Annotated in this window: 15 protein-coding genes; 5 read left to right on the top strand and 10 right to left on the bottom strand. The window is 69.9% G+C overall.

The annotated features are described in order from the left end of the window. Positions 1-2 precede the first annotated feature (2 nt). A complete protein-coding gene (locus FB561_RS18985; protein ID WP_202880668.1) occupies positions 3-1,391 on the bottom strand; it encodes an FAD-dependent oxidoreductase in 1,389 nt (462 codons plus the stop codon). 95 nt (positions 1,392-1,486) lie between these two features. On the opposite strand from FB561_RS18985, the gene FB561_RS39010 reads away from it, so the two are divergent. Next, entirely contained in the window at positions 1,487-1,936 is a 450-nt protein-coding gene (locus FB561_RS39010) for a MarR family winged helix-turn-helix transcriptional regulator (RefSeq protein WP_145808467.1), read from the top strand. Between the two features lie 652 nt (positions 1,937-2,588). On the opposite strand, the gene ettA is transcribed toward FB561_RS39010, so the two are convergent. Then, positions 2,589-4,271, bottom strand: a complete 1,683-nt coding sequence (ettA, locus tag FB561_RS18975; RefSeq protein ID WP_145808465.1) for an energy-dependent translational throttle protein EttA — start codon at positions 4,269-4,271, stop codon at positions 2,589-2,591. 58 nt (positions 4,272-4,329) lie between these two features. Next, complete coding sequence (locus tag FB561_RS18970) at positions 4,330-5,061, bottom strand: MerR family DNA-binding transcriptional regulator (protein WP_170284710.1); 732 nt, start codon at positions 5,059-5,061, stop codon at positions 4,330-4,332. Positions 5,062-5,166: 105 nt separating this feature from the next. Between FB561_RS18970 and FB561_RS18965 the strand changes: the two genes are divergently transcribed. From FB561_RS18965 to FB561_RS18955, 3 genes are read left to right on the top strand one after another with little or no spacing between them, the layout of a single operon-like run. Continuing rightward, a complete protein-coding gene (locus FB561_RS18965) occupies positions 5,167-6,186 on the top strand; it encodes an ABC transporter ATP-binding protein (protein WP_145808460.1) in 1,020 nt (339 codons plus the stop codon). Further along, a complete protein-coding gene (locus FB561_RS18960) occupies positions 6,183-6,953 on the top strand; it encodes an ABC-2 family transporter protein (protein WP_145808458.1) in 771 nt (256 codons plus the stop codon). Before FB561_RS18965 ends, FB561_RS18960 begins: the two co-directional genes overlap by 4 nt. After that, the gene (locus FB561_RS18955; RefSeq protein WP_145808456.1) at positions 6,950-7,735 is read left to right on the top strand and encodes an ABC transporter permease; all 786 of its coding nucleotides are present in this window, start codon (positions 6,950-6,952) and stop codon (positions 7,733-7,735) included. Before FB561_RS18960 ends, FB561_RS18955 begins: the two co-directional genes overlap by 4 nt. On the opposite strand, the gene FB561_RS18950 is transcribed toward FB561_RS18955, so the two are convergent. Further along, positions 7,732-8,445, bottom strand: a complete 714-nt coding sequence (locus FB561_RS18950) for a Pr6Pr family membrane protein (RefSeq protein ID WP_145808455.1) — start codon at positions 8,443-8,445, stop codon at positions 7,732-7,734. The two genes, FB561_RS18955 and FB561_RS18950, sit on opposite strands and share 4 nt — an antisense overlap. A 75-nt stretch (positions 8,446-8,520) precedes the next feature. Then, a complete protein-coding gene (gene ssb / locus FB561_RS18945; protein WP_145808453.1) occupies positions 8,521-9,006 on the bottom strand; it encodes a single-stranded DNA-binding protein in 486 nt (161 codons plus the stop codon). A 172-nt stretch (positions 9,007-9,178) separates the two neighbouring features. Here ssb and FB561_RS18940 point away from each other — a divergent pair, with 172 nt between their 5' ends. Then, on the top strand, positions 9,179-9,811 hold the full coding sequence (locus tag FB561_RS18940; RefSeq protein ID WP_238334903.1) for an SRPBCC family protein: 633 nt from the start codon (positions 9,179-9,181) through the stop codon (positions 9,809-9,811). A gap of 71 nt (positions 9,812-9,882) precedes the next feature. Here the strand turns inward: FB561_RS18940 and FB561_RS18935 are convergent, their stop codons facing one another. The 5 genes from FB561_RS18935 to FB561_RS18915 all read right to left on the bottom strand — a co-directional run bounded on the left by FB561_RS18935 (position 9,883) and on the right by FB561_RS18915 (position 19,440). After that, positions 9,883-11,529, bottom strand: coding sequence for a GTPase (locus tag FB561_RS18935; protein ID WP_238334902.1), 1,647 nt, complete (start codon positions 11,527-11,529; stop codon positions 9,883-9,885). 29 nt (positions 11,530-11,558) lie between these two features. Next, positions 11,559-14,813 carry an AAA family ATPase gene (locus tag FB561_RS18930; protein ID WP_238334901.1) on the bottom strand — a complete coding sequence of 1,085 codons (3,255 nt, stop codon included), beginning with the start codon at positions 14,811-14,813 and terminating at the stop codon, positions 11,559-11,561. Between the two features lie 461 nt (positions 14,814-15,274). Then, complete coding sequence (locus tag FB561_RS18925; RefSeq protein ID WP_145808448.1) at positions 15,275-16,882, bottom strand: PrsW family intramembrane metalloprotease; 1,608 nt, start codon at positions 16,880-16,882, stop codon at positions 15,275-15,277. Positions 16,883-17,050: 168 nt separating this feature from the next. After that, positions 17,051-18,019 (bottom strand): asparaginase, encoded by a 969-nt coding sequence (locus tag FB561_RS18920; protein WP_170284709.1) that lies wholly within the window; start codon positions 18,017-18,019, stop codon positions 17,051-17,053. Next, positions 18,016-19,440 (bottom strand): cytosine permease, encoded by a 1,425-nt coding sequence (locus FB561_RS18915; protein ID WP_145808444.1) that lies wholly within the window; start codon positions 19,438-19,440, stop codon positions 18,016-18,018. Before FB561_RS18915 ends, FB561_RS18920 begins: the two co-directional genes overlap by 4 nt. Positions 19,441-19,509: the final 69 nt, after the last annotated feature.

The raw sequence follows: 19,509 nt of genomic DNA, 5'->3' as shown, positions 1-19,509 counted from the left end.
AGCTAGCGGTCGGCGTTCGTGGGGGTGATCTCGAAGGCGTCGTGGTCGCGGTCGGCCCCGCGGTACGTGAGCATCGAGTCGCGCATCCGGCGCTTGAGCGGCGGCATGTGGTTGACGGTCCGCATCGCCGTGCGGAAGCCGGCGAGGGCCGCCCGACCGATGACGGGCTTGTGCATCGGGTCGTCGGCGCTCATCTGCGCGCGGCTCTTCAGCACCGCGTCGAAGCCGTACTCGATCATCGCGGCCTCGTACTCGCGCACCGCGGCCAGCAGCTCGGCCCGGCCGTCGCGGACGTCGACGAGCGTGCGGCAGAGCTGCAGCGCGTCCCGGAGTGCGGTGTTGGCGCCCACTCCCCGGCCGGGCGTCATCGTGTGGATCGCGTCGCCGAGCAGCGTGACGTTCGTCGTCGGCCAGGGCTCGAGCGGGACCGACGTCCAGATGTTCACCGGGAAGCACGTACCGGGATCGGTGAGCTCGAACAGCCTGCGCAGGTTCGGATGCCAGCCCGGGGTGAGGTCGAGCGCGAGGTCGACGAGCTCACGGCCGCGAAGCTCCATGACGTCGGCGGGCAGCTTGTCCTTCGCCGCGGACAGACCCCAGTTGATGTAGTCGCGGGTGTTGTCGAACTGCAGACCGGGCCAGTTCCGGATCAGCTCCTCGGTACTGCCGCCGATACCGTCGCGCACGATGCCGTCGCGGTCCCACTGGAACTCCATCACGTGCAGGATGCAGGCCAGTCCGCGCGGCGCGTTCACCATCGAGATCCCCTCGAACACCTTGGGCGGGACCAGCGCGGCACTCTCCTCGGTGAGCGGCAACTTGCCGGCGATCGCGACGATCCCCGTCTCCTCGGTCCGCGCCTGCGGCAGGTACTGACGGCGTACGCGCGAGCCCGAACCGTCCGCGGCGACGAGCAGATCCCCGGACGTGCTGGACCCGTCCGCGAAGTACGCGGTGACGTGGTCGCCGTCCTGCTCGTACCGGACGAACTCCTTGCCGAACTCGACCACGTCGTCCAGACCGGTCAGCAGCACCTGGCGCAACGTCATCCGGCTGATCGACTTCTCGCTCTCCACCGGGTCGGGCATCGGCGGGAGGTCGAGCGAGAGCACCTCCTTGAGGTCCTCGGTCAGCATGGTGAAGTACTTGGGGTCGCGCGCCCGGGTCGCGACGAAGGTGTCGTACAGGTCCGGCGGGAGCAACGCGTGCAGGGCCCGGCTGCCGTCCGGGTCGATGCCGACGCGGTACCCGTGCAGGCCATCGGTGCGCAGCTTGTCCCGCTCGAACACGGCGACCTCGATCCCGGCCCGGCGCAGACCGTGCGCCAACGCGAGCCCACCGGTCCCACCGCCGATCACCAGCACCTTCATCGCCGTCTCCTCCTCTACCATCAGACATCTCTTGGTCGAACAAGTATCTCGCCAATCCGAGTATCTTGGAGATCCGAGAGAAATGCAAGACCGGTCGTGCCGAGGAGAGGTCTGTCATGAGCACCCGCGAAGAGATCACCGCCGAGCTGCAGGACCAGCTGGTCCGCTTCATCGCGTCCGTGGTCCTGTTCAACCACGCCGTCTCGGCCAAGCTCGGCCTGGGCGCGAGCGACTCCCAGTTCATGACGCTGCTGCAGACCCACGGCCCCCTCACCCCACGCCAGCTCGCCGAACACACCGGCCTGACCTCGGGCACGGTCACCGGCGTCATCGACCGGCTGGAGTCGTTGGGCCTGGTCACCCGCCGCCCCGACCCGACCGACCGCCGCAAGGTCCTCGTCACCCCGTCGACCGAGGCGATCCAGCAGAAGCTGACCCCCCTCTACGCAGAACAGGGCCGCCGCATCCAGGAAGTCCTCGCCACCAGATCCGAACCAGAACTCCGAACCATCAAGACCTTCCTGCAGGACGCCCTCACCAACTCCCAACCCCTCAACACCCTCTAGAACCAGGCCACAGGCACCCGCAGCAGTAAGCAGCCCCAGGCGCGGACCTGACACAAGCCCAAAGCCCGGCCCAACCCGACGTCGCAACACCTGCCCAAGCGCGCGCTGAAGGCGCAGTCCAACGGCGGCACCTCAAAGGCGGCGGCTTGAGGCGGTGACTTAGAGGCGGCCGGTGGCTTGAACGCAGGGGCTTAGAGGCGGGGGCTTCAAGGCGGGGCTAAACGGGGAACCCAGGAGCGCGGACTGGGGTGCGGACTGCGGTGCGCGGACCCAGGAGCGCGGACTGGGGGCGCGGACTCAGGTGCGCGGACTGGGGGCGCGGACTGGGGGCGCGGACTCAGGTGCGCGGACTGGGGGCGCGGACTGGGGGCGCGGACTGGGGGCGCTCAGCCGCAAACTTCGGGCACGGACCCACCTGCCTAACCACTCCCGCGAACTTGTTCGCGTACCCAGCCCCCGCCGACCTCACCCCAACCGCCAACCCCCGGCACCGCCCGCACAAACACCAGCCGCCCCACCCACTCCCGCGAACTTGTTCGCGTACCCAGCCCGCGCCGGCCTCGCTCGAACCGCCGGCCCGCAGTACCGCTCCTGGAAAGTGAAAGACCCACCCGGCGGGATCGCCGGGTGGGTCTCAGTGAGCGACAGGACTTCAGTCGCGGGTGAGCTTGCGGTGGGTGACGCGGTGCGGCCGCGCCGCCTCCGGGCCGAGGCGTTCGATCTTGTTCGCCTCGTACGCCGCGAAGTTGCCCTCGAACCAGAACCACTGGGCCGGGTCCTCTTCGGTCCCCTCCCAGGCGAGGATGTGCGTCGCCACGCGGTCCAGGAACCACCGGTCGTGGGAGATCACCACGGCACAGCCCGGGAACTCCAGCAGCGCGTCCTCGAGCGACTGCAGCGTCTCGACGTCCAGGTCGTTGGTCGGCTCGTCGAGGAGCAGCAGGTTGCCGCCCATCTTCAGCGTCAGGGCCAGGTTCAGCCGGTTCCGCTCACCACCGGACAGGACGCCGGTCGGCTTCTGCTGGTCCGGCCCCTTGAACCCGAACGACGCCACGTACGCGCGGCTCGGCATCTCGAAGTTCGCGACCTTGATGTAGTCGAGCTCGTCGGAGACCTGCTGCCAGACCGTCTTCTTCGGGTCCAGCCCGCCGCGCGACTGGTCGACGTAGGAGATCTTGACCGTCTCGCCGATCTTCAGGCTGCCCGCGTCCGGCTGCTCCTCGCCGACGATCATCCGGAACAGCGTCGACTTGCCGACGCCGTTCGGGCCGACGATACCGACGATGCCGGCCCGCGGCAGGCTGAAGCTCAGACCGTCGATCAGCTTGCGGTCGCCGAAGCCCTTCTCCAGCTTCGCGACCTCCAGCACCGTGCTGCCCAGCCGCGGTCCGGCCGGGATGTTGATCTCGTCGATGTCGAGCTTCTTCGCCCGCTCGGCCTCCGCCGCGAGCTCCTCGTACCGGGCCAGCCGGGCCTTGCTCTTGGTCTGCCGGGCCTTCGCGTTCGACCGGACCCACTCGAGCTCGCGCTCCAGGATCTTCTGCCGCTTGGCGTCCTTCTGTCCCTCGACCACGAGCCGCTGCTGCTTGGTCTCCAGGTACTTCGAGTAGTTGCCCTCGTACCCGTAGGTGCGGCCGCGGTCGAGCTCGAGGATCCACTCGGCGACGTTGTCGAGGAAGTACCGGTCGTGGGTGATCGCCAGGACGGCGCCCGCGTACTTCTGCAGGTGCTGCTCGAGCCACAGCACGGACTCGGCATCCAGGTGGTTGGTGGGCTCGTCGAGCAGCAGCAGGTCGGGCTGCTGCAGCAGCAGCTTGCACAGCGCGACCCGGCGGCGCTCACCACCGGACAGGTTGTCCACCAGCGCGTCAGGCGGCGGGCAGCGCAGCGCGTCCATCGCCTGCTCCAGCTGGGCGTCGACGTCCCACGCGTTGCGGTGGTCCAGCTCGGTCTGCAGGTCACCCATCTCGGCCAGCAGGGTGTCGTAGTCCGCGTCCGGGTCGGCCAGCTCGGCGGAGATCTCGTTGAAGCGGTCGAGCTTCTGCTTGGTGTCGCCGACCCCTTCCTGGACGTTCTCCAGCACGGTCTTGCCCTCGGTCAGCGGCGGCTCCTGCAGCAGGATCCCGACCGTCGCGTCGTCGGCCAGCCGGCCCTCGCCGTTGTTCGGCTGTTCGAGCCCGGCCATGATCTTGAACAGCGAGGACTTGCCGGTGCCGTTGGGCCCGACGACGCCGATCTTCGCTCCGGTCAGGAAGTTCAGCGTGACGTTGTCGAGAACGACCTTTTCGCCGAACGCCTTGCGGACGTTGCGAAGGGTGTAGATGAATTCCGCCATGTTCCAGAGCCTATGCGGTCGCCCCCGCCGACTCCCAACCGGCAGCGGTCACGGCCGCTCAGGTGTTCTGGCCGTCCCGCCAGTCCAGGTACGCGACCAGGGCCGCGTCGGCGCGTAACCGGGCCCAGCTCCGCTCGTGCAACTGGGCGTTGCGGCGGCTGAGTTCGGCCCCGACCCGGTCCGGGCGGCCGTCGGGTGAGGAGTGCATCTCGTCCAGCGCGGCACGGATGATCGTGGTCGGGAAATTGCCTTCGCGCAGGAGCCGGACCAGATGAGCATCCCTCGCGGCGCCGATGTCGAACACCCGGTACCCGGTGGCGCGCTCGCGGCCCGGGCGGATCAGGCCGGCCTGCTCCCAGAAGCGCAAGGTGGACGTTCGTACGCCCAGCAGGGCTGCGAGCTGGCCGATCCGTAGGTGGGTTCCCTGCCGCGCCATCTGATCGAGGGCCGCCGACATCCGTGGATCGGTGTCCAGCGGATGGGTCACCACCACCTCGAAGGCCTGCAGGGCACGTTGGATTCGCTCGCGTTCGCGGTCCAGCTGAGCGTGCGCGCGGTCGACCTGCGCCACGGCAGTCTGCCGGTCATCACGGTGCACGGCCGCCAAGATCGTGACGGCGCCGTCCCAGCCGTACGCCCTGACCAATGCGCGGGCAGCGATCAACGCCCGCCGGTGCGACTCGTCGAACTCCCGGTACCCGGCGGCTGTGCGAGTGGCCCGCGGCAGGAGCCCGGCCTGCTCGTAGTTGCGGACCTGCTGGACCGAGATGCCGGCCTCGTGAGCGAGCACACTGCCCCGGATCGCCCTTGAGGCGCCACTTGAGGGTTTGCGCACTCGAATTTCCTCCCTCTCGCGGCAAACAGTCTAGCGGTACTTCAATGAGAAACTTTAAGCATGACTTCGCCCGGCCCGACTGTCGCCGTCGACGAGCTGTGCATGACGTACCGCGTACCGGTCCGCAACCCTGGACTCGTCGCCGCGGCCCGTTCCCTGGTCCGGCGGCAGTACCGCGACGTCCACGCCGTCCAGGACATCTCGTTCAAGGTGGCGGCCGGGGAGGTCGTCGGGTTCCTCGGCCGCAACGGCGCCGGCAAGACGACCACGTTGAAGATCCTGGCCGGCATCCTGCACCCGACGAGCGGCCGCGTTCGGGTCCTCGGCGACGTCCCGTGGCGACGGCACACCCAGTACCTCCGCGCCATCGCCCTGATCCGCGGAAGCCAGCCGATCGGGGACGCCCCGGAGCTGACCGTGATGGACTCCTTTCGCTATCAGCAGGTGCTCTACGACGTCGCCGAGGCGGACTTCCGGCAGAACCTGGCCGAGCTGAGCGCACTGCTCGACCTCGACGTCCTGCTCCGCCGCCAGGTCCGCGCCCTCAGCCTCGGCGAACGAATGCGCGCCGGTCTCGCGCTCGCGCTGATCTACCGCCCGAAGATCCTGTTCCTCGACGAACCCACGATCGGACTGGACCTCTCGGCGGCGAAGGCGGTGCGGACGTTCGTCGCCGAGTACTCCGCGCAGACCGGGGCGACGGTGTTGCTGACGAGCCACTCGATGGCCGACGTGGAATCGCTGTGTCCACGGCTGATCCTCGTCGACAACGGCGCCATCGCCTTCGACGGCGGGCGCGACGAACTCAGCTCGGTCTTCGCCCCGACGAAGCTGATCCGGGTCGCCGTCACCGAGGACGACGCGGACCTGGCGTCGTACGGCGATGTGCTGCAGCGCGACGGGAACCAGTGGCTGTTGCGCGTGGACCGGGAGGTGGTCCCGACGACGACGGCCCGGATCCTGTCGCGGTTCACCGTGGCCGACCTGGCCGTCGAGGAACCGTCCTTGGAGAACGTGATGGACCAGGCGTACCAACGACTCCGCCAGTCGCCCGCTGCCTCTCGAAGCATCACCCGATGAGCCGGGTCTTCCGCCTGGTACGGCTCGAGATCTGGCGTCAGCTCGTCGGCTGGTCAGGGGCCTGGTGGTTCGTCGTGACGCTGGTCGTCGGCCAGGCTGTGGCACCGTTGCTCGGGCTGTTCGTCTGGCTCCAGGTCCCCGGTGCCGGCGCGCAGGTCAGCAGCTACTACCTCGCCGTGATCTGCGTGGCGCTGATGACCGCGTCGTTCGAGAACCACACGTTCGCCCAGTCGATCTACAGCGGCGACCTCGCAGCCGCGCTGGTCCGTCCGCAGGCACCCGTCCTCGGCCCGCTCGGCGAGAACCTCGCCATTCGCTGCTGGATGATCGTTCTCGGCCTCCCGATGCTCATCGTCGTCGGTCTGGCCGTCGACGTCTCCTACTCGCCCCTTGCCATCCTGCTTGCCCTGCCTGCTCTCGTCCTCGCGGCCGTCCTCCGATTCTTGTTCGTCTGGACCTTGGCGATGGCCGCGTTCTGGACCGAACGAGTCCATGCCGTGGTCGGCTTCGGTGGTGTCCTGATCGTCCTGCTCGGTGGGTCCGCCGCACCGAACGCCATGCTCCCCGATCCCCTACGCGGCATCGCCCAGCTCTTGCCGTTCCGGTCGATGCTCGGCTTCCCCGCCGAACTGGCCGCCGGCACACTGACCTCGGCCGACGCGGCCGCCGGGTACGTGATCGCGGTGCTGTGGACGGCCGCACTGGGTTACGCGGCAGTCGGCGCCTGGCGTCTCGGCATTCGCCGCTACACCACGGTGGGCGCATGATGCGGGTCGTCCGGCTACTCGGCACAGCCTTCTCGCTCTCGTTGCGGCGGGCGCTCGCACACCGCGCCAACCTCCTCTTCGACGCACTCCTCGCGCTCGTGGAACTGGCGGCATCGGTGGCCACGATCGGCATCGTCTTCCACCGCACCGGACTGCTGGCCGGCTGGTCTGCCGGACAGATGCTCGTCCTCACCGGTACCTACGCACTCGTCACCGGGCTCCGGGCGGCCTTCCTCGATCCCAGCCTCGCCGACCTTTCCCAGCAGATCAGGGACGGCCGCCTCGACACGTACCTGCTCCGCCCGGCGAACACCGTTTTCCTCGCCACCAGCACCCGGCATGCACCACTGGCCCTGGTGCAGAGCGTCCTCGGGATCGGCGTGATCGTCCTCGGCCTCCGCCAACTCGCCGTCGTCCCGTCTGCTCCGGCCATCGCCGGCTGGGCCCTCCTCGCGTTGATCGGACTGCTGATCGCCTGGGCGACCTCGGTCGGACTCGCCTCCCTCGCGTTCTGGGCACCGCGGCTCAGCCTCGGCGTCCTGCACGGCGCCGCCTGGGAACTCGGCCGGTACCCGGTCGACATCTACGGCACCTGGCTCCGACGGCTGCTCACCTTCGCCTTCCCCGTCGCCGCGATCACCACCTGGCCGGCCGCAACCCTCACCCGAGGCGCGGAACTCAGCACTCTCCTACTCGCCGTCGCCCTCGGGGCCGCCTTCACAGCGGCCACGACACTCCTCTGGCAACTAGGCGTACGCCGCTACACCGGCGCCACCTCCTAGCCCCTGATGTCCTGGTCGCCGGCGTCGAGGCGTACCGCGCGGAGCTTGGCGTCGGCGAGCTTGAGGATCGCGGCCAGCACCAGCCCGATCACCAACACGGCCAGGGCGTTCCGGACGGCGACCGCGAAGCCGAGCTCGGTGACGTCCAGGAACGGGTACGGGTACCAGTCGGTGAAGGCGCCCTGGGTGAAGATGTAGATCAGCCAGCACAGCGGCCAGACGAACGCGGCCGCCACCACCGACCAGGTCAGCCGCGGCCGTGGACCGAAGATCAGCCAGGCGGCCAAGGTCGCCCACGGCGAGACGTAGTGGAACCCGATGGTCGCCACCAGCGCCGCGCCGGTCAGGTGGACCTGCGGAGCCAGCACGATCGCGAACACCAGACCGGTGATCACGATGCCCAGCAGCGAATCGAGCCGGACCACCCGCCAGGTCCGGCCGTCGGACAACGGCCGGGCCGCGAGCACGAGCGCGACGGCCAGGACGATCAGGTTGCTCTGGATGGTGAAGTAGCTGAACAGCCGCCACAGCCGCGTCGCCACCCCGAGCTCGCCACCGACGTCGCCGGAGTTCGCGTCGGCGCCGCCGGAGAACAGCAGCACGAGCTGAATGCACAGCGAAGCGAGGATCACCGCCGCGATCGCCCCGTGCCACACCCGCGAGACGGAGTACGCCGTCGTCTGCCCGCTCCGGACTGCTGACTCGGTCATACACTCCATGCTGACCGTCCGTCACGCACAGCCAACCTCGCCACGCCGGACTGCCCCGACCGGATCCGCCATCCATCAGGCTGCCTGCCGGCTCGGGGCGTACTCCTCTTCCTCTGGCTTGTCGGTCGGCGATTCCGCCCGGGTGGTCAGGTCTCGCATCTGCTCGTCGAGGTTCCCCGTGCCGCCGATGGCCTGGGGTGGGTTCTTCGTAAAGGCCGTGGTGCCGCGGGAGAGGTCGTGGCCGACCGAGAAGGCCTCCAGGACGGTCCGGCTCCTGGTCTCGCCCTCCTCGGTCCACTCGGTGGTCTTCAGGCGGCCGGTGACGATGACCGGATGCCCTCGCTCGACGGATACGGCGACATTCTTGGCCAGGGTGCGCCAGCACTCGACCGTGAACCAGGTGGTCGGGCGGTCGATCCAGCTGCCCTTGCCACGGTCGAACTGCCGGGGCGTGGAGGCCAGCCGGAAGGAGGCCAGGGCGATGGTGTCGTTCACGTCCTTGAACTGGACCTCGCCACCCACGTTGCCCTGGACGGTCAGATAGCTCTCGCCGACGCTCATTGCGGTGTCCCTTCGGTCGTTGATGGTGCCGTCACAGAGAAGATGCCGCGAACTCCCCCGGGACCGGCCGGTGACTTCACAGCCTGGGGACAACCTAATCTCAGCCTTGACTTATATAAGCGAGAACCGGCATTCTGGCGGCAACGGTCGTCGAACTCAGGAGACAGGGACAGTGAAGGACATCCTCGAACACCTCAGCACGATCCAGCGCGAGGCCAGGTGGAACGCGGACACGGTCACGGCCAGCGTGCTGCTACGCCGGACCTACCAGGCGGAGATCGAGGACGTCTGGGACGCGCTCACCGATCCGGACCGGATCAAGCGCTGGTTCTCGCCGGTGACCGGCGAGCTCAAGGCCGGCGGCACGTTCCAGATCCAGGACAACGCCGGCGGCGACATCGTCGAGTGCGAGGCGCCGAAGCGGTTCAAGGTCACGTTCGGCGGCCCGACCAGCCTGGTCGAGGTGCGGCTGACGCCCGGCCCGGGCGAGACCACCGAGTTCGAGCTCGAGCACGCGATGACGGAACCGCCTGCGCCGGGTACGGGCGGTGCGCTGTACGTCGGGCCCGGCTGGGACGGCGCCGTGGTCTCACTGGGGCTCTACCTGGCCGGCGAGATCGGGGAGGACAGCGACCCGGTCGAGATGGCGAACTCGCCCGAGGTGATCAAGCTCAACGAGAAGTCCGTCTACACCTGGATCGAGGTCGTCCGCGCGTCCGGCGACGTCACCGAGGAAGAGCTCCGGGCCACCGCGGAGATCTCGCTGGCGCAGTTCGCCCCCGACAGCAAGCTCGACCTCAGCTGACTCCACCGATCAAGCAGACGCCGGAACCCCCCAGACAGGGTGGTTCCGGCGTTCGTGCGTTGTCAGGTCGTTCAGCGGCGGGCGATGGCCACCTGGTCGCGGCAGCGGGTGTACGCGTCCAGTTCCTCGCGGGCCGGCGCGACAACGTGGCTGTCGGCAACCTTCTCCAGCTCGGTCCGGAGCGCCTTCGCGACCAGCCGGGCTCGCCGGCTCGCCCCGCTCGACGCGAGCAGCCGGCAACCGAACGACACGGCCACTCCTAGGAGAACGCCACCGATCAGCATGATCGTCGCGTACGGGATCCCGTTCCACCGCGGCAACGGCGGATCCTCCAGCTGCAGATAGCCGAACACCGCCATCGCACCGAGCCACAGCGCGCCGCCGAGCGCGACAAGGAACAGCAGCCACTGCAAGGCCCGGGCCGCGGTCCACCAGCCCGGGTTGTTCGACGCGCCCAGGTCCGTCCGCGCGACCGCTTGGTCGAGCTCGTCGCCCAGGGTCTCCTCGCGCCGACGGATCGCCGAGCGGACCGAGTCGGCCCACGGCCGGGACAGCCCCTCGGCGGCCTTGTTCGTGATCGTCCGGACCGCCGTGTCCATCCGGGCCCGTTGCACGGGAGTTGCCGCGGGCAACGAAGAACGGGCGATCGACACCTCGTTCGACGCGGACTTGCGCAACGCCTTGCTCTGCTGGCGAGAACCCTGGTCCAGGTGCAGCCGGCGCAGCGGATCCGGCTTGAACCGGCCGAGCCACTTGGTCACCGGCCAGCCCGTCGCGGCCCGGGCACGCTGCAGGTACGAGCGGCGGACAGCGTCGACCACGACCGGTACACCGCTCGCGTCGGAGAGGGCGTCCACCAGCTCGGTGACATCGGCCTTCGCGATCTCCGGGGTCTTCGCCGTGCCGCACTGGCTGGCCAGCCGGTCCGCGACCCGGTCGACGTCGGCGGCCAGTCGCTCGCGGGCGGCGCGCTTGTTGCTGACCCGCTTGATCAGCAGGTCGCGCAGGTCGTCCAGCCCGTCGCCGCTGACCGCGGAGGTCGCGACCACGGTCGGGGTCTTCAGCCCGTCGGCCTTCAGCAGCCGGTCCAGGTCGTTCAGGCAGCTCTTGCGCTGCTCCTCGGTGAGCTTGTCCACGTGGTTCAGCGCGAACACCATCACCGACGAGTGCGAAGCGAACGGCTTGATGTACCGGTTGTGCAGCGCGGCGTCCGCGTACTTCTGCGGGTCGACCACCCAGACCAGCAGGTCCACCAGCTCGACCAGCCGGTCCACGATCAGCCGGTGCTCCACCTCGGTGGAGTCGTGGTCGGGCAGGTCCAGCAGGACCAGGCCGTCCAGGTCCTCCGAGTGCGCGTCCTCCAGCGAGCTGCGGTGCTGCACCTGGTGCCGCCGCGGAATGCCCAGCCAGTTCAGTACCTCGCCGGCCGGCTCCTCGCCCCACACGCAGGCCAGCGGCATCGAGCTGGTCGGCCGCCGGGTCCCGATCGCGGCCAGGTCGAGCCCGGTCAGCGCGTTGAACAGCGACGACTTGCCGGAGCCGGTCGCGCCGGCCAGCGCGACCACGGTCAGGTCGCCGGACATCCGCAGCCGTTGCCCGGCGCGGTCGACGATCTGGCCGGCCTCGGTGAGCACCACCTGGTCCAGCCGGCCCTGCCCGGCGTCCGCCGCCTCGGCCAGTGCGTCGATCTTGGTCAGGACATCGGAAGAGCCCCTCACCAGGCCCTTGACCGTATCCACGATTCCCGTCACGTACAGTCCTCCACCGCGCGGGCGGCCTCAGTCAGTTGCCTGGGTGCTTCCGGGTCGACCGGATGCTGGTCGAGCACGGCCAGGTAGCGGGCGAATTCGGCATCCATCAGGGCATGAACCCTATCGTCAAGGTTCTCCCGGGCTTTCGCGACCAGGGTCCGGACGGCCTGATCGCCGAACACGGCCTCCAGCAGCTTCTGCCCGACCACGGCCGTTCCGGCGCCCACCCCGACCTCGGCGCCGCTCAGCCCCGCCGTACTGGCGAAGATGACGATCATCAGCGACAGGCCGAGCCCGTTCACGCCGTACGCGAGGATCCGTGCCGTGGAACGCTTGTCGGCGCCTTCCTGGCGGACCAGGTCGAGGACATAGCCCTGCCACTCGCGCACCGCACGTCCGGCGGCGGGCGGGAACTCCTTGGACATCCGGCCGAGATCGCGGTCCCCGGCGGCCAGCAACTGGCGACCGGGTGCGGTGGACTGCCACGACTCCTCGGCGCGCTCGGCAGCGGCCTCCGCGTGCTCGCGCAGCAACGACTCCAGCCCGGATTCCACCGCGTCGTTGAGGTCGCGCGTCGGCGGCGGCTTGCCGACCACGGCCGACCGGACCTTGTCCCGTAGGCGGCCGACGTTCGTCTGCAAGCCCTTCAGCAGTTCGCCGGTGCCGACGAACTCCTGCCACCGCGCGAGCACCTCGCCGCGCAGCAGGGTGCCGTCCTGGGTCGCCTTGTTCACGTCCTTGACGGCCCGCTCGTACGCCGTTTCCGCGGACGCCCGCAGGTCGGCGACGGTGTCCGCCTGGTCGCGTACGGCCTTGGCGAACCCGGGCGCCTTCTTGGTCATCGCGGTCACGGCGCCGTGCAGCGTCCGGCGGACGACGGCCGTCCGCGCGTCCACGTCGGCGGCCAGGTCGATCAGCCAGTCCTTGATCGAGGCAACCGTCTCGGCCGGCAACATGCCGCTGCCGTCGACCACGGTCTCCTTGATGCTGAACAACGGCGAGTCACCCAGCCCGCGTTCGAGCAGCATCTGCGCGAGGTGCCCGGTGATGTCGTCGATCGTGTCGGACGGCGCCCGGTCCAGCACGACCGCGACCGCCGTACTGCGGTCCGACGCGCTCTGCAGGAAGTCCCACGGGACGGCATCCGCGTACCGCGCGGCGGTGGTCACGAACAACCAGAGATCGGCGGCCGCGAGCAGCTGGGTGGCGAGATCGCGGTTCGCCTCGACGACGGAGTCGATGTCGGGCGCGTCCAGGATCGCCAGTCCGCGCGGAACGGTGTCCGCGGCAACCAATCGCAGCTGACCGGGATCCTCCATGCCGCCGGGGTTGTCACCGCTCGACCGGGCCATCTGCGGCAGTACCCGGTCGCCGACGAACCACTCGGCGTCGGCCGGGTTGTGGATCAGCACCGGCGACCGCGTGGTCGGCCGGAGGACACCGGGCTCACTGACGACGTGCCCGATCAGGGTGTTCACCAGCGTCGACTTGCCCGCCCCGGTCGACCCACCGACGACGGCGAGCACCGGCGCCTCGAGCTGGACCAGGCGCGGCAGGATGTAGTCGTCGAGCTGATCCAGCATCGCCTTCTGCTGCTGCCGAGCCTCGTCGGCCCCCACCACATCCAAAGGCATCCGGCTGGCAGCCAAAGCACCGCGCAGCTTCATCAGCGCCGTGATCAAAGCCATCGCCGCCTGCTGCTCAACAGCCCGCTCAGCAGCACCAGCCGCAGCTGCCGCGCCCTCTACCTCGGCATCCGAGGCAGCGTCGGAGTCGGCGTCGCCGGACTCGACCGCAGCAGCACCGGGCTCTGCGCCCTCGGCATCGGCGTCGGACGTGGCACTGCCGGAGCCTGCGTCGACGGAGTCGGCCGCAGCGGCGTCGGAGTCTGCGTCCTCGGCGCCTGCGTCCTCGGCGGCGGAGTCTGCGTCCTCGGCGCCTGCGTCCTCGGCGGCGGAGTCTGCGTCCTCGGCGCCTGCGTCCTCGGCGGCGGAGTCTGCGTCTTCGGCGTCGGCGGCTTCGTTGGCGGCCGCGGCGGCGTCTGCGCCCTCGGTGTCCTCGGCGGCGTCTTGTTCGGTGTCGGCCTTGCCGTCGGCGTCCACCGCAGCTGCGTCGGAGTCGCCTTCGTGGGAGTCAGCCTCGCCCGCGCCTTCGTCGGAGCTGGTCTCTGCCGCGGCTTGGTCGGATTCGCTGGCAGCGTCAGGTGAGGCGCTGTCGGATGCGATCTCCGAGCCATCGCCAGCAGACGCGCCTTTCGAGACGTCGCCTGCCTTCACGTCCTCAGCAGACGTGTCCGCTTCACCGTCAGCCTGAGCTTCCTCCGCCGCCTCAGCCGAGGCAGGTACCTCCGCAGCCTCGTCAGCCCGGTCAGCTTCGTCTGCTGACGAGGCTGACGCGGTTGCCTCGACAGCGTCAGCCTCTGCGTCGCCCGCCTCGCCAGGCGAGGCGGGTGCAGTTTCGGCACCGTCGTCCTTTGCAGGCGACGCGTCCGCTTCCCCTGACGTGTCGTCTACCTGCACACCAGTCGCGTCGACGGTGCCTTCGTCTGTACCGGCCTCATCAGCATCCGCCTGCGTACTGGGCGCGTCGGCGGTGCCCTCCTCTGTACCGGCCTCATCAGCGTCCGCGTGCGTACTGGGCGCGTCGGCGGCTACCTCTGCGGGTACTTCCTCGGCGGTTGCGGCGGAGGTATCAGCGGCGTCGTCCGGGCGGGCGGCTGCCTCTTCCGGCTGCTCGTCGGGAGTTGCCTCTGCGGCGGACTCCGAGGTGGGTGAGACCATCTCGGCCGAGTACTCGTCGCTCGAATCCGCGCTGGGCGACATCTGCTGGGAGCCGGGCTGCTTGGGGAGGCCGATGATGATTTCGCCGTACTCCAGCGGGAAGCCGTCGGCCGAGTCGTCGGGCTCGTAGACCACGCCCACGGTCGGACGGGCTTTCTTGGCCTCGGCGGGCTTGTCCTCGGGTTTGTTGCCCTCGGCTGCCTTTTCGTCCGCGGCCGGTTCGGCATCCGCCTTCTCGTCGGCTGCAGCCTTCTCGTCAGCAACGGCGGTGGAGGCGTCGGAAGGCTCGACCGCGGCGTCGGCCTTCGGCTCGTCCGTCGCCTTCGCCGCCGAACTCTCCACCGCACCGGCCTCGCCAGCACTCGCCTCAGCTGTACTCGCCTCAGCAGCACTCGGCTCGGCAGTCGTCTCGCCCGCAGGCGCGTCACCCGGCCCACCGTCGGTCACCTCAGCGGCACCCGCGTCAGCCACAGCCGCCTCCGCCGAGGCCTCCTCAGCCGGACTCGATCCAGCCGAAGTCGATCCAGCCGGGGTCGATCCACCCGCGGCCGATCCAGCGGAAGTCGCCTCAGCCGCCGTCTCGGGAGCGGCCGCCTCAGCAGGCTTCGCCTCAGCGTCCGCCTCGGGTGCCTTGGGCTCGGCCGGGGTCGGCGGTGGGGCCGGCTCGGCGGGTGCGGGTTCGGGGGTCTTGGACTTGCGGCGGCGGCGCCAGAAACCTTTGCCCTTGGCCCCTGAATCGGTGATCACCGACGCCTGCTCCTGGGCAGGCCGACTCCGGTCCGGAACCTGCGGCTCATCCGAGCGCTCCGAACCCTCACCGGCTGCTGACCTGGTGTCAGCCACGGCTTCCGCCCACGAGCACAGAGTGCCCGGTCGGACAGCGCAGAAGCAAAGTCATCTTCATCCCGTGTGGCGGCGTGGACGGGGGTCGGTTACTGCGACGGAGGATACGGACCGTATCCTCCCGGCGGTCCTTGCGGTCCGCCGGGTCCTGGTGGGTAACCGGCCGGGCCGCCCGGAGCGCCGGGTTGCCCCGACGGATACCCCGGCTGGGGCCCCGGATAACCACCCTGCGGATACCCGCCCTGCGGTCCACCCGGCGCGACCGGCTGCGGACCAGGCTGCCCCGCCGGAGGTCCACCCGGACCACCGGGACCGACCGGAACGCCTGGACCACTCGGACCACCTGGTCCGACCGGACCCGGGTACTGCGGTCCGCCCGGCCCACCGTACGGGGGTGGCCCAGGAATCTGGCCCGGCGCGCCGGGACCGGCCGCGAACTGCGGGGCCGCCTGGGCGAACGCCGGCAGCGGCGGGAACGGGACGCTGGGGCGCCGGGCGCGGAGTTCGTCCAGCAGCTTCTTCTCGGTGTCCAGCGCCTCGGCGCCGATCACCTGGCGGACGATCTTGTCGCGCAGGTAGGCCAGTTCGGTCGCGGTGGCCTGGAACGCCTTCGCCGCGGTCTCCGCCTGGACGCCGTACCGCTTCGCGTTCTGCCGCAGCGCCTTGCGCCCGCGCAGCGTCGCGATCAGCGGTACGTCCTGGGGAACCAGCCAGCCGAACCGGACGTAGTCGTACAGCCGGGAGGCGATCATCTGTCCCTCGCGGGAGCGCATCACGACCGCGAAGACCACCATCGCGATGAAGATCGGCACCATCAGGAACAGGTACACGGTGATGAAGCCGCCGCCACCGGCCCAGCTCGCACCGCCGTTCCAGAGTCCGTGCGCGAGCACCGCGACGAGGTACCCGACCAGCGGCGCGAGGAAGCGGACCGCGGTACTGCGGTGCCGGACCGCGATGCCGATCCCGATCGCCGTGAACGAGGTGAAGAGCGGATGCGCGAACGGCGAGATCACACAGCGGATCACGAACAGCAGGAAGGCGCCGCGCAGACCCGCTTCGCTGCCGCCCTCCTCGGACATCTCGTTGAAGATGCGGCCGATGTAGAGGATGTTCTCGGTGAAGGCGAAGCCGACACCGACCATGCCGGCGTAGACCAGACCGTCGATGATGCCGTCGAACTCCTTGCGCCGGATCAGCGCGAGCAGCAGGATCACCGCACCCTTGGCGAACTCCTCGACCGGCGGCGCCACGAACACCGCCGCCCGGCTGCCGCCGCCCTGCGACTCCCGCAGCAGGTTCGCCGCCTCGGTGTTGATGAAGATCGCCACCAGCGTCGCGATGAACGCGCCCCAACCGAGGGCGAACAGGATGTATCTGGCCGGCTCCGGTTCGTACCGGTCCAGCCACAGGTAGAGGGCGATCACCGGGACGACCGGTACGATCGCGAACCCGAGTCCCCACGCGAAGCCGCTCGACCCGGTCGAGCGGGCCACGATCCCGAAGATCAGCAGACCGGCGATCGCGAACACCACCGCGATCGCGACCCCGATCAGCACCCCCTGGTTCCGCCGCTGCCCGGGGACCGGGTGCTTGCCGAGCTCGTTCGGCTGCGGGTAGGGGGCGCCGGGCGGGCCGGCCGAGCCGCTCGCCACCGGTTGCGGCGTCCCGGCTGGGCCTGGTGAGGGGTAACTCATGCCCGCAGCCTAGTTGCCGAGCCCCAGCCACGGCAGGACCGCCCACTCAGCGTTACCGGGATGGAACGACAGGGCTGTACTTATCCGCAACTTATTCGCACCCTCCGGCCGCCGTACTGCGGGCGCCCGGCCGCACCCCGGTGCCCCCACTGCCGCGCCCATCCGCTGTCACTCCGCGATCGAGCGGAAACGGCCCACCGCAGCGTCGGGATCCGCCTCGGCAGCGAGCGATGCGGCGAGCAGGAGACGGGCCTGCGCGGTACCGAGCCGACCCGCAAAGGTCGCACCGGCCCGGGCCAGGTCCGCACCGCCTCCGGCGCCGTAGATCGGTACCACCGGGCCGCTGCCGCACCGGGAGGTCACCACCACGGGAATGCCGTCGGCCTCCAGCTTCGTGACCGCGTCCAGCACCTGCGGTGTCGGGTTGCCCGCGCCCAGCGCCTCGAGAACGATGCCCCGGGCCCCTGCCGCACTGGACGCCTTCAACTGCGTGGCGTCCGCGCCCAGGTAGAGCGTCGCGATGTCAACGCGGGCCAGTCCGGCACTCAGCTCGGCGAGGTGGAAGCCGCCGGGCCGGATCGGGCGACTCCAGACTCGTACTCCCCTGTCGTCCACGGCGCCGACCGGGCCGCAGTCCGCGGAGATGAACCCGGTCGGCGCCAGCGTGTGGGCCTTGCGGACCTGTCGAGCAGCGTGGATCTGCCCCGCCATCACCACGACGGCCCCCAGCCCCTCACCGCTCGCGGCCACCCGCACGGCGTCGGCCAGGTTGCGTGGGCCGTCGCCGTCCGGCTCACCGGCATGTCGTTGTGCACCGGTCAGCACCACGGTCGCGTCCGCGGGCAGGAGCAGGTCGAGCAGGTACGCCGTCTCCTCCATCGTGTCGGTGCCGTGCGTGACCACGACGCCTCTCACAGCGGATGAGCTCAGCTCGGCGAGGACGGAAGCTGCGAGCGTCAGCAGGTCGGACAGGGTCAGGGCGAAGCTGTGCTTGCAGAGGACGTCCTTCACCCGGACGTCCGCGGCCAGCCCTGCCTGCTCGACCAGGTGTCGCCCGGCGAGGCCGACGCGGACCGCCGCACCCGGGGCGGTCCGGCGGGACGCGATGGTCCCACCGGTCGCGAGCACGCTGATCACTGCGGCTCCAGGCTCGTCGCCGGTACCACCGTCTCGCGCGCCACGATCCGCGCCCGGCTGAGCGCGCAGTACAGGCCGCCTGCGACGACAGCACCGGACAGCCAGGAGAAGTCGGTGTTGTTCAGCGCCTTCGCCAGCGGGCCCTGCATCGCGGGCACGAGTCCGTACTGCCACGCCCACGCGGCGACCAGTCCCGCACCGAGGCTGACCAGGGCGGGAGCGTTGACGGCCCGGCCCCGCGCCTCGTCGTACAGCGAGGTCAGGTCGATCCGGCCGCGGTGGACGATGAAGTAGTCGACCAGGACGACGCCGGCCCACGGGCTGATCCAGACCAGGATCGACACCATCCACTGGTCGAAGGCGTGCGCGAAGTTGTCGGCCTGGACGAAGACCGCCAGCACCACCGAGGCGATCACGCCCGCGACCAGGGTGACCTTCCAGCGGCCGGCCCGGACGCCGATGGAGAGCGCCGCGAGCGAGCAGGAGTACAGGTTGAGGATGTTGGTGGCGATCGGCCCGTGCATGACCAGGACCAGTACCGGCAGCGCCATGATGCCGAAGGCACCGATCACCAACGTGGACGGATCGCTGCCACCACCGGCGCTGGCCAGGCAGGCGCCGAGTCCGGCCAGCCACACCGTCGGGACGAACATGCCCAGCGCGGTCGACCAGAAGACGTGGCGGTCCGGCACGCCCGCCTTGACGAACCGGCTGTAGTCCGCGGAGTACGGCACCCAGGAGATGCCCCAGCCGATGCCGATCGCGGTCAGCAACTGGGTGATCGCGGTGACCTTCTCGGCCGGGCTGGTCGCGGTCGACGCCGTCCAGTGCAGCTCGGTCCGGCTCAGCGCGATCACTGTCATCACCGCCATCACGACCACGGTCAGCGGCACGGTGTACTTCTCGAAGGTGCGGATCGCGTAGAACCCGTACAGCGCGAGTACCAGCTGGACGACCATGATCAACGCCGCGACGACCGCCTTCAGCCCGAGGCCGCCGTGGACGCCGAGCCGGCCGAGGACCGCGAGCGCCAGGTCGAGCACGACCCAGGTGTTCACGCCGACCCAGGCCATCGTCAGCAGGCCCTGGACGACGCCGGGCAGGACTGCGCCGCGGCGGCCGAACGCGGACCGGCCGAGCACCATCTGGTTGACGCCGGTGCGGTGGCCGACGACGTTGAAGATCCCGAACACCGCGCAGCCGACGACGTTGCCCGCGACAACCACCACGAGCGTCTCCAGCAGGCTGAGCCCGAGCGTGACACCGAGCGCGCCGAGAACCCAGTTGATCGGGGCCAGGTTGGCGCCGGTCCAGATCCAGAACTGCTCCCACGGCGTCGAGTCCCGGCCGGCGGGTGGGATCGGCCGAATGCCGTGGGCATCGAACCGGACGGCCTCGGTCGGGTCGGTACTGGTGGTCATGACTGCCTCCGCAGGGGTGAGTTGCCTCCCAGTAAGCAGCCGGCGCCGGGGGCGGCGCAGTAGGCGATC

Source organism: Kribbella amoyensis (genome assembly GCF_007828865.1).
Lineage (GTDB): Bacteria > Actinomycetota > Actinomycetes > Propionibacteriales > Kribbellaceae > Kribbella > Kribbella amoyensis.
This window is presented reverse-complemented; position numbering and strand designations above follow the sequence as displayed.

Excerpts from the sequence above, each read along its gene's own strand:
- FB561_RS18985 (WP_202880668.1), bottom strand. The coding sequence starts at position 1,391 with ATGGTAGAGGAGGAGACGGCGATGAAGGTGCTGGTGATCGGCGGTGGG.
- FB561_RS18950 (WP_145808455.1), bottom strand. The coding sequence starts at position 8,445 with ATGACCGAGTCAGCAGTCCGGAGCGGGCAGACGACGGCGTACTCCGTC.
- FB561_RS18965 (WP_145808460.1), top strand. The coding sequence starts at position 5,167 with ATGACTTCGCCCGGCCCGACTGTCGCCGTCGACGAGCTGTGCATGACG.
- FB561_RS18960 (WP_145808458.1), top strand. The coding sequence starts at position 6,183 with ATGAGCCGGGTCTTCCGCCTGGTACGGCTCGAGATCTGGCGTCAGCTC.
- FB561_RS18955 (WP_145808456.1), top strand. The coding sequence starts at position 6,950 with ATGATGCGGGTCGTCCGGCTACTCGGCACAGCCTTCTCGCTCTCGTTG.
- ettA (WP_145808465.1), bottom strand. The coding sequence starts at position 4,271 with ATGGCGGAATTCATCTACACCCTTCGCAACGTCCGCAAGGCGTTCGGC.
- FB561_RS39010 (WP_145808467.1), top strand. The coding sequence starts at position 1,487 with ATGAGCACCCGCGAAGAGATCACCGCCGAGCTGCAGGACCAGCTGGTC.
- FB561_RS18915 (WP_145808444.1), bottom strand. The coding sequence starts at position 19,440 with ATGACCACCAGTACCGACCCGACCGAGGCCGTCCGGTTCGATGCCCAC.
- FB561_RS18925 (WP_145808448.1), bottom strand. The coding sequence starts at position 16,882 with ATGAGTTACCCCTCACCAGGCCCAGCCGGGACGCCGCAACCGGTGGCG.
- ssb (WP_145808453.1), bottom strand. The coding sequence starts at position 9,006 with ATGAGCGTCGGCGAGAGCTATCTGACCGTCCAGGGCAACGTGGGTGGC.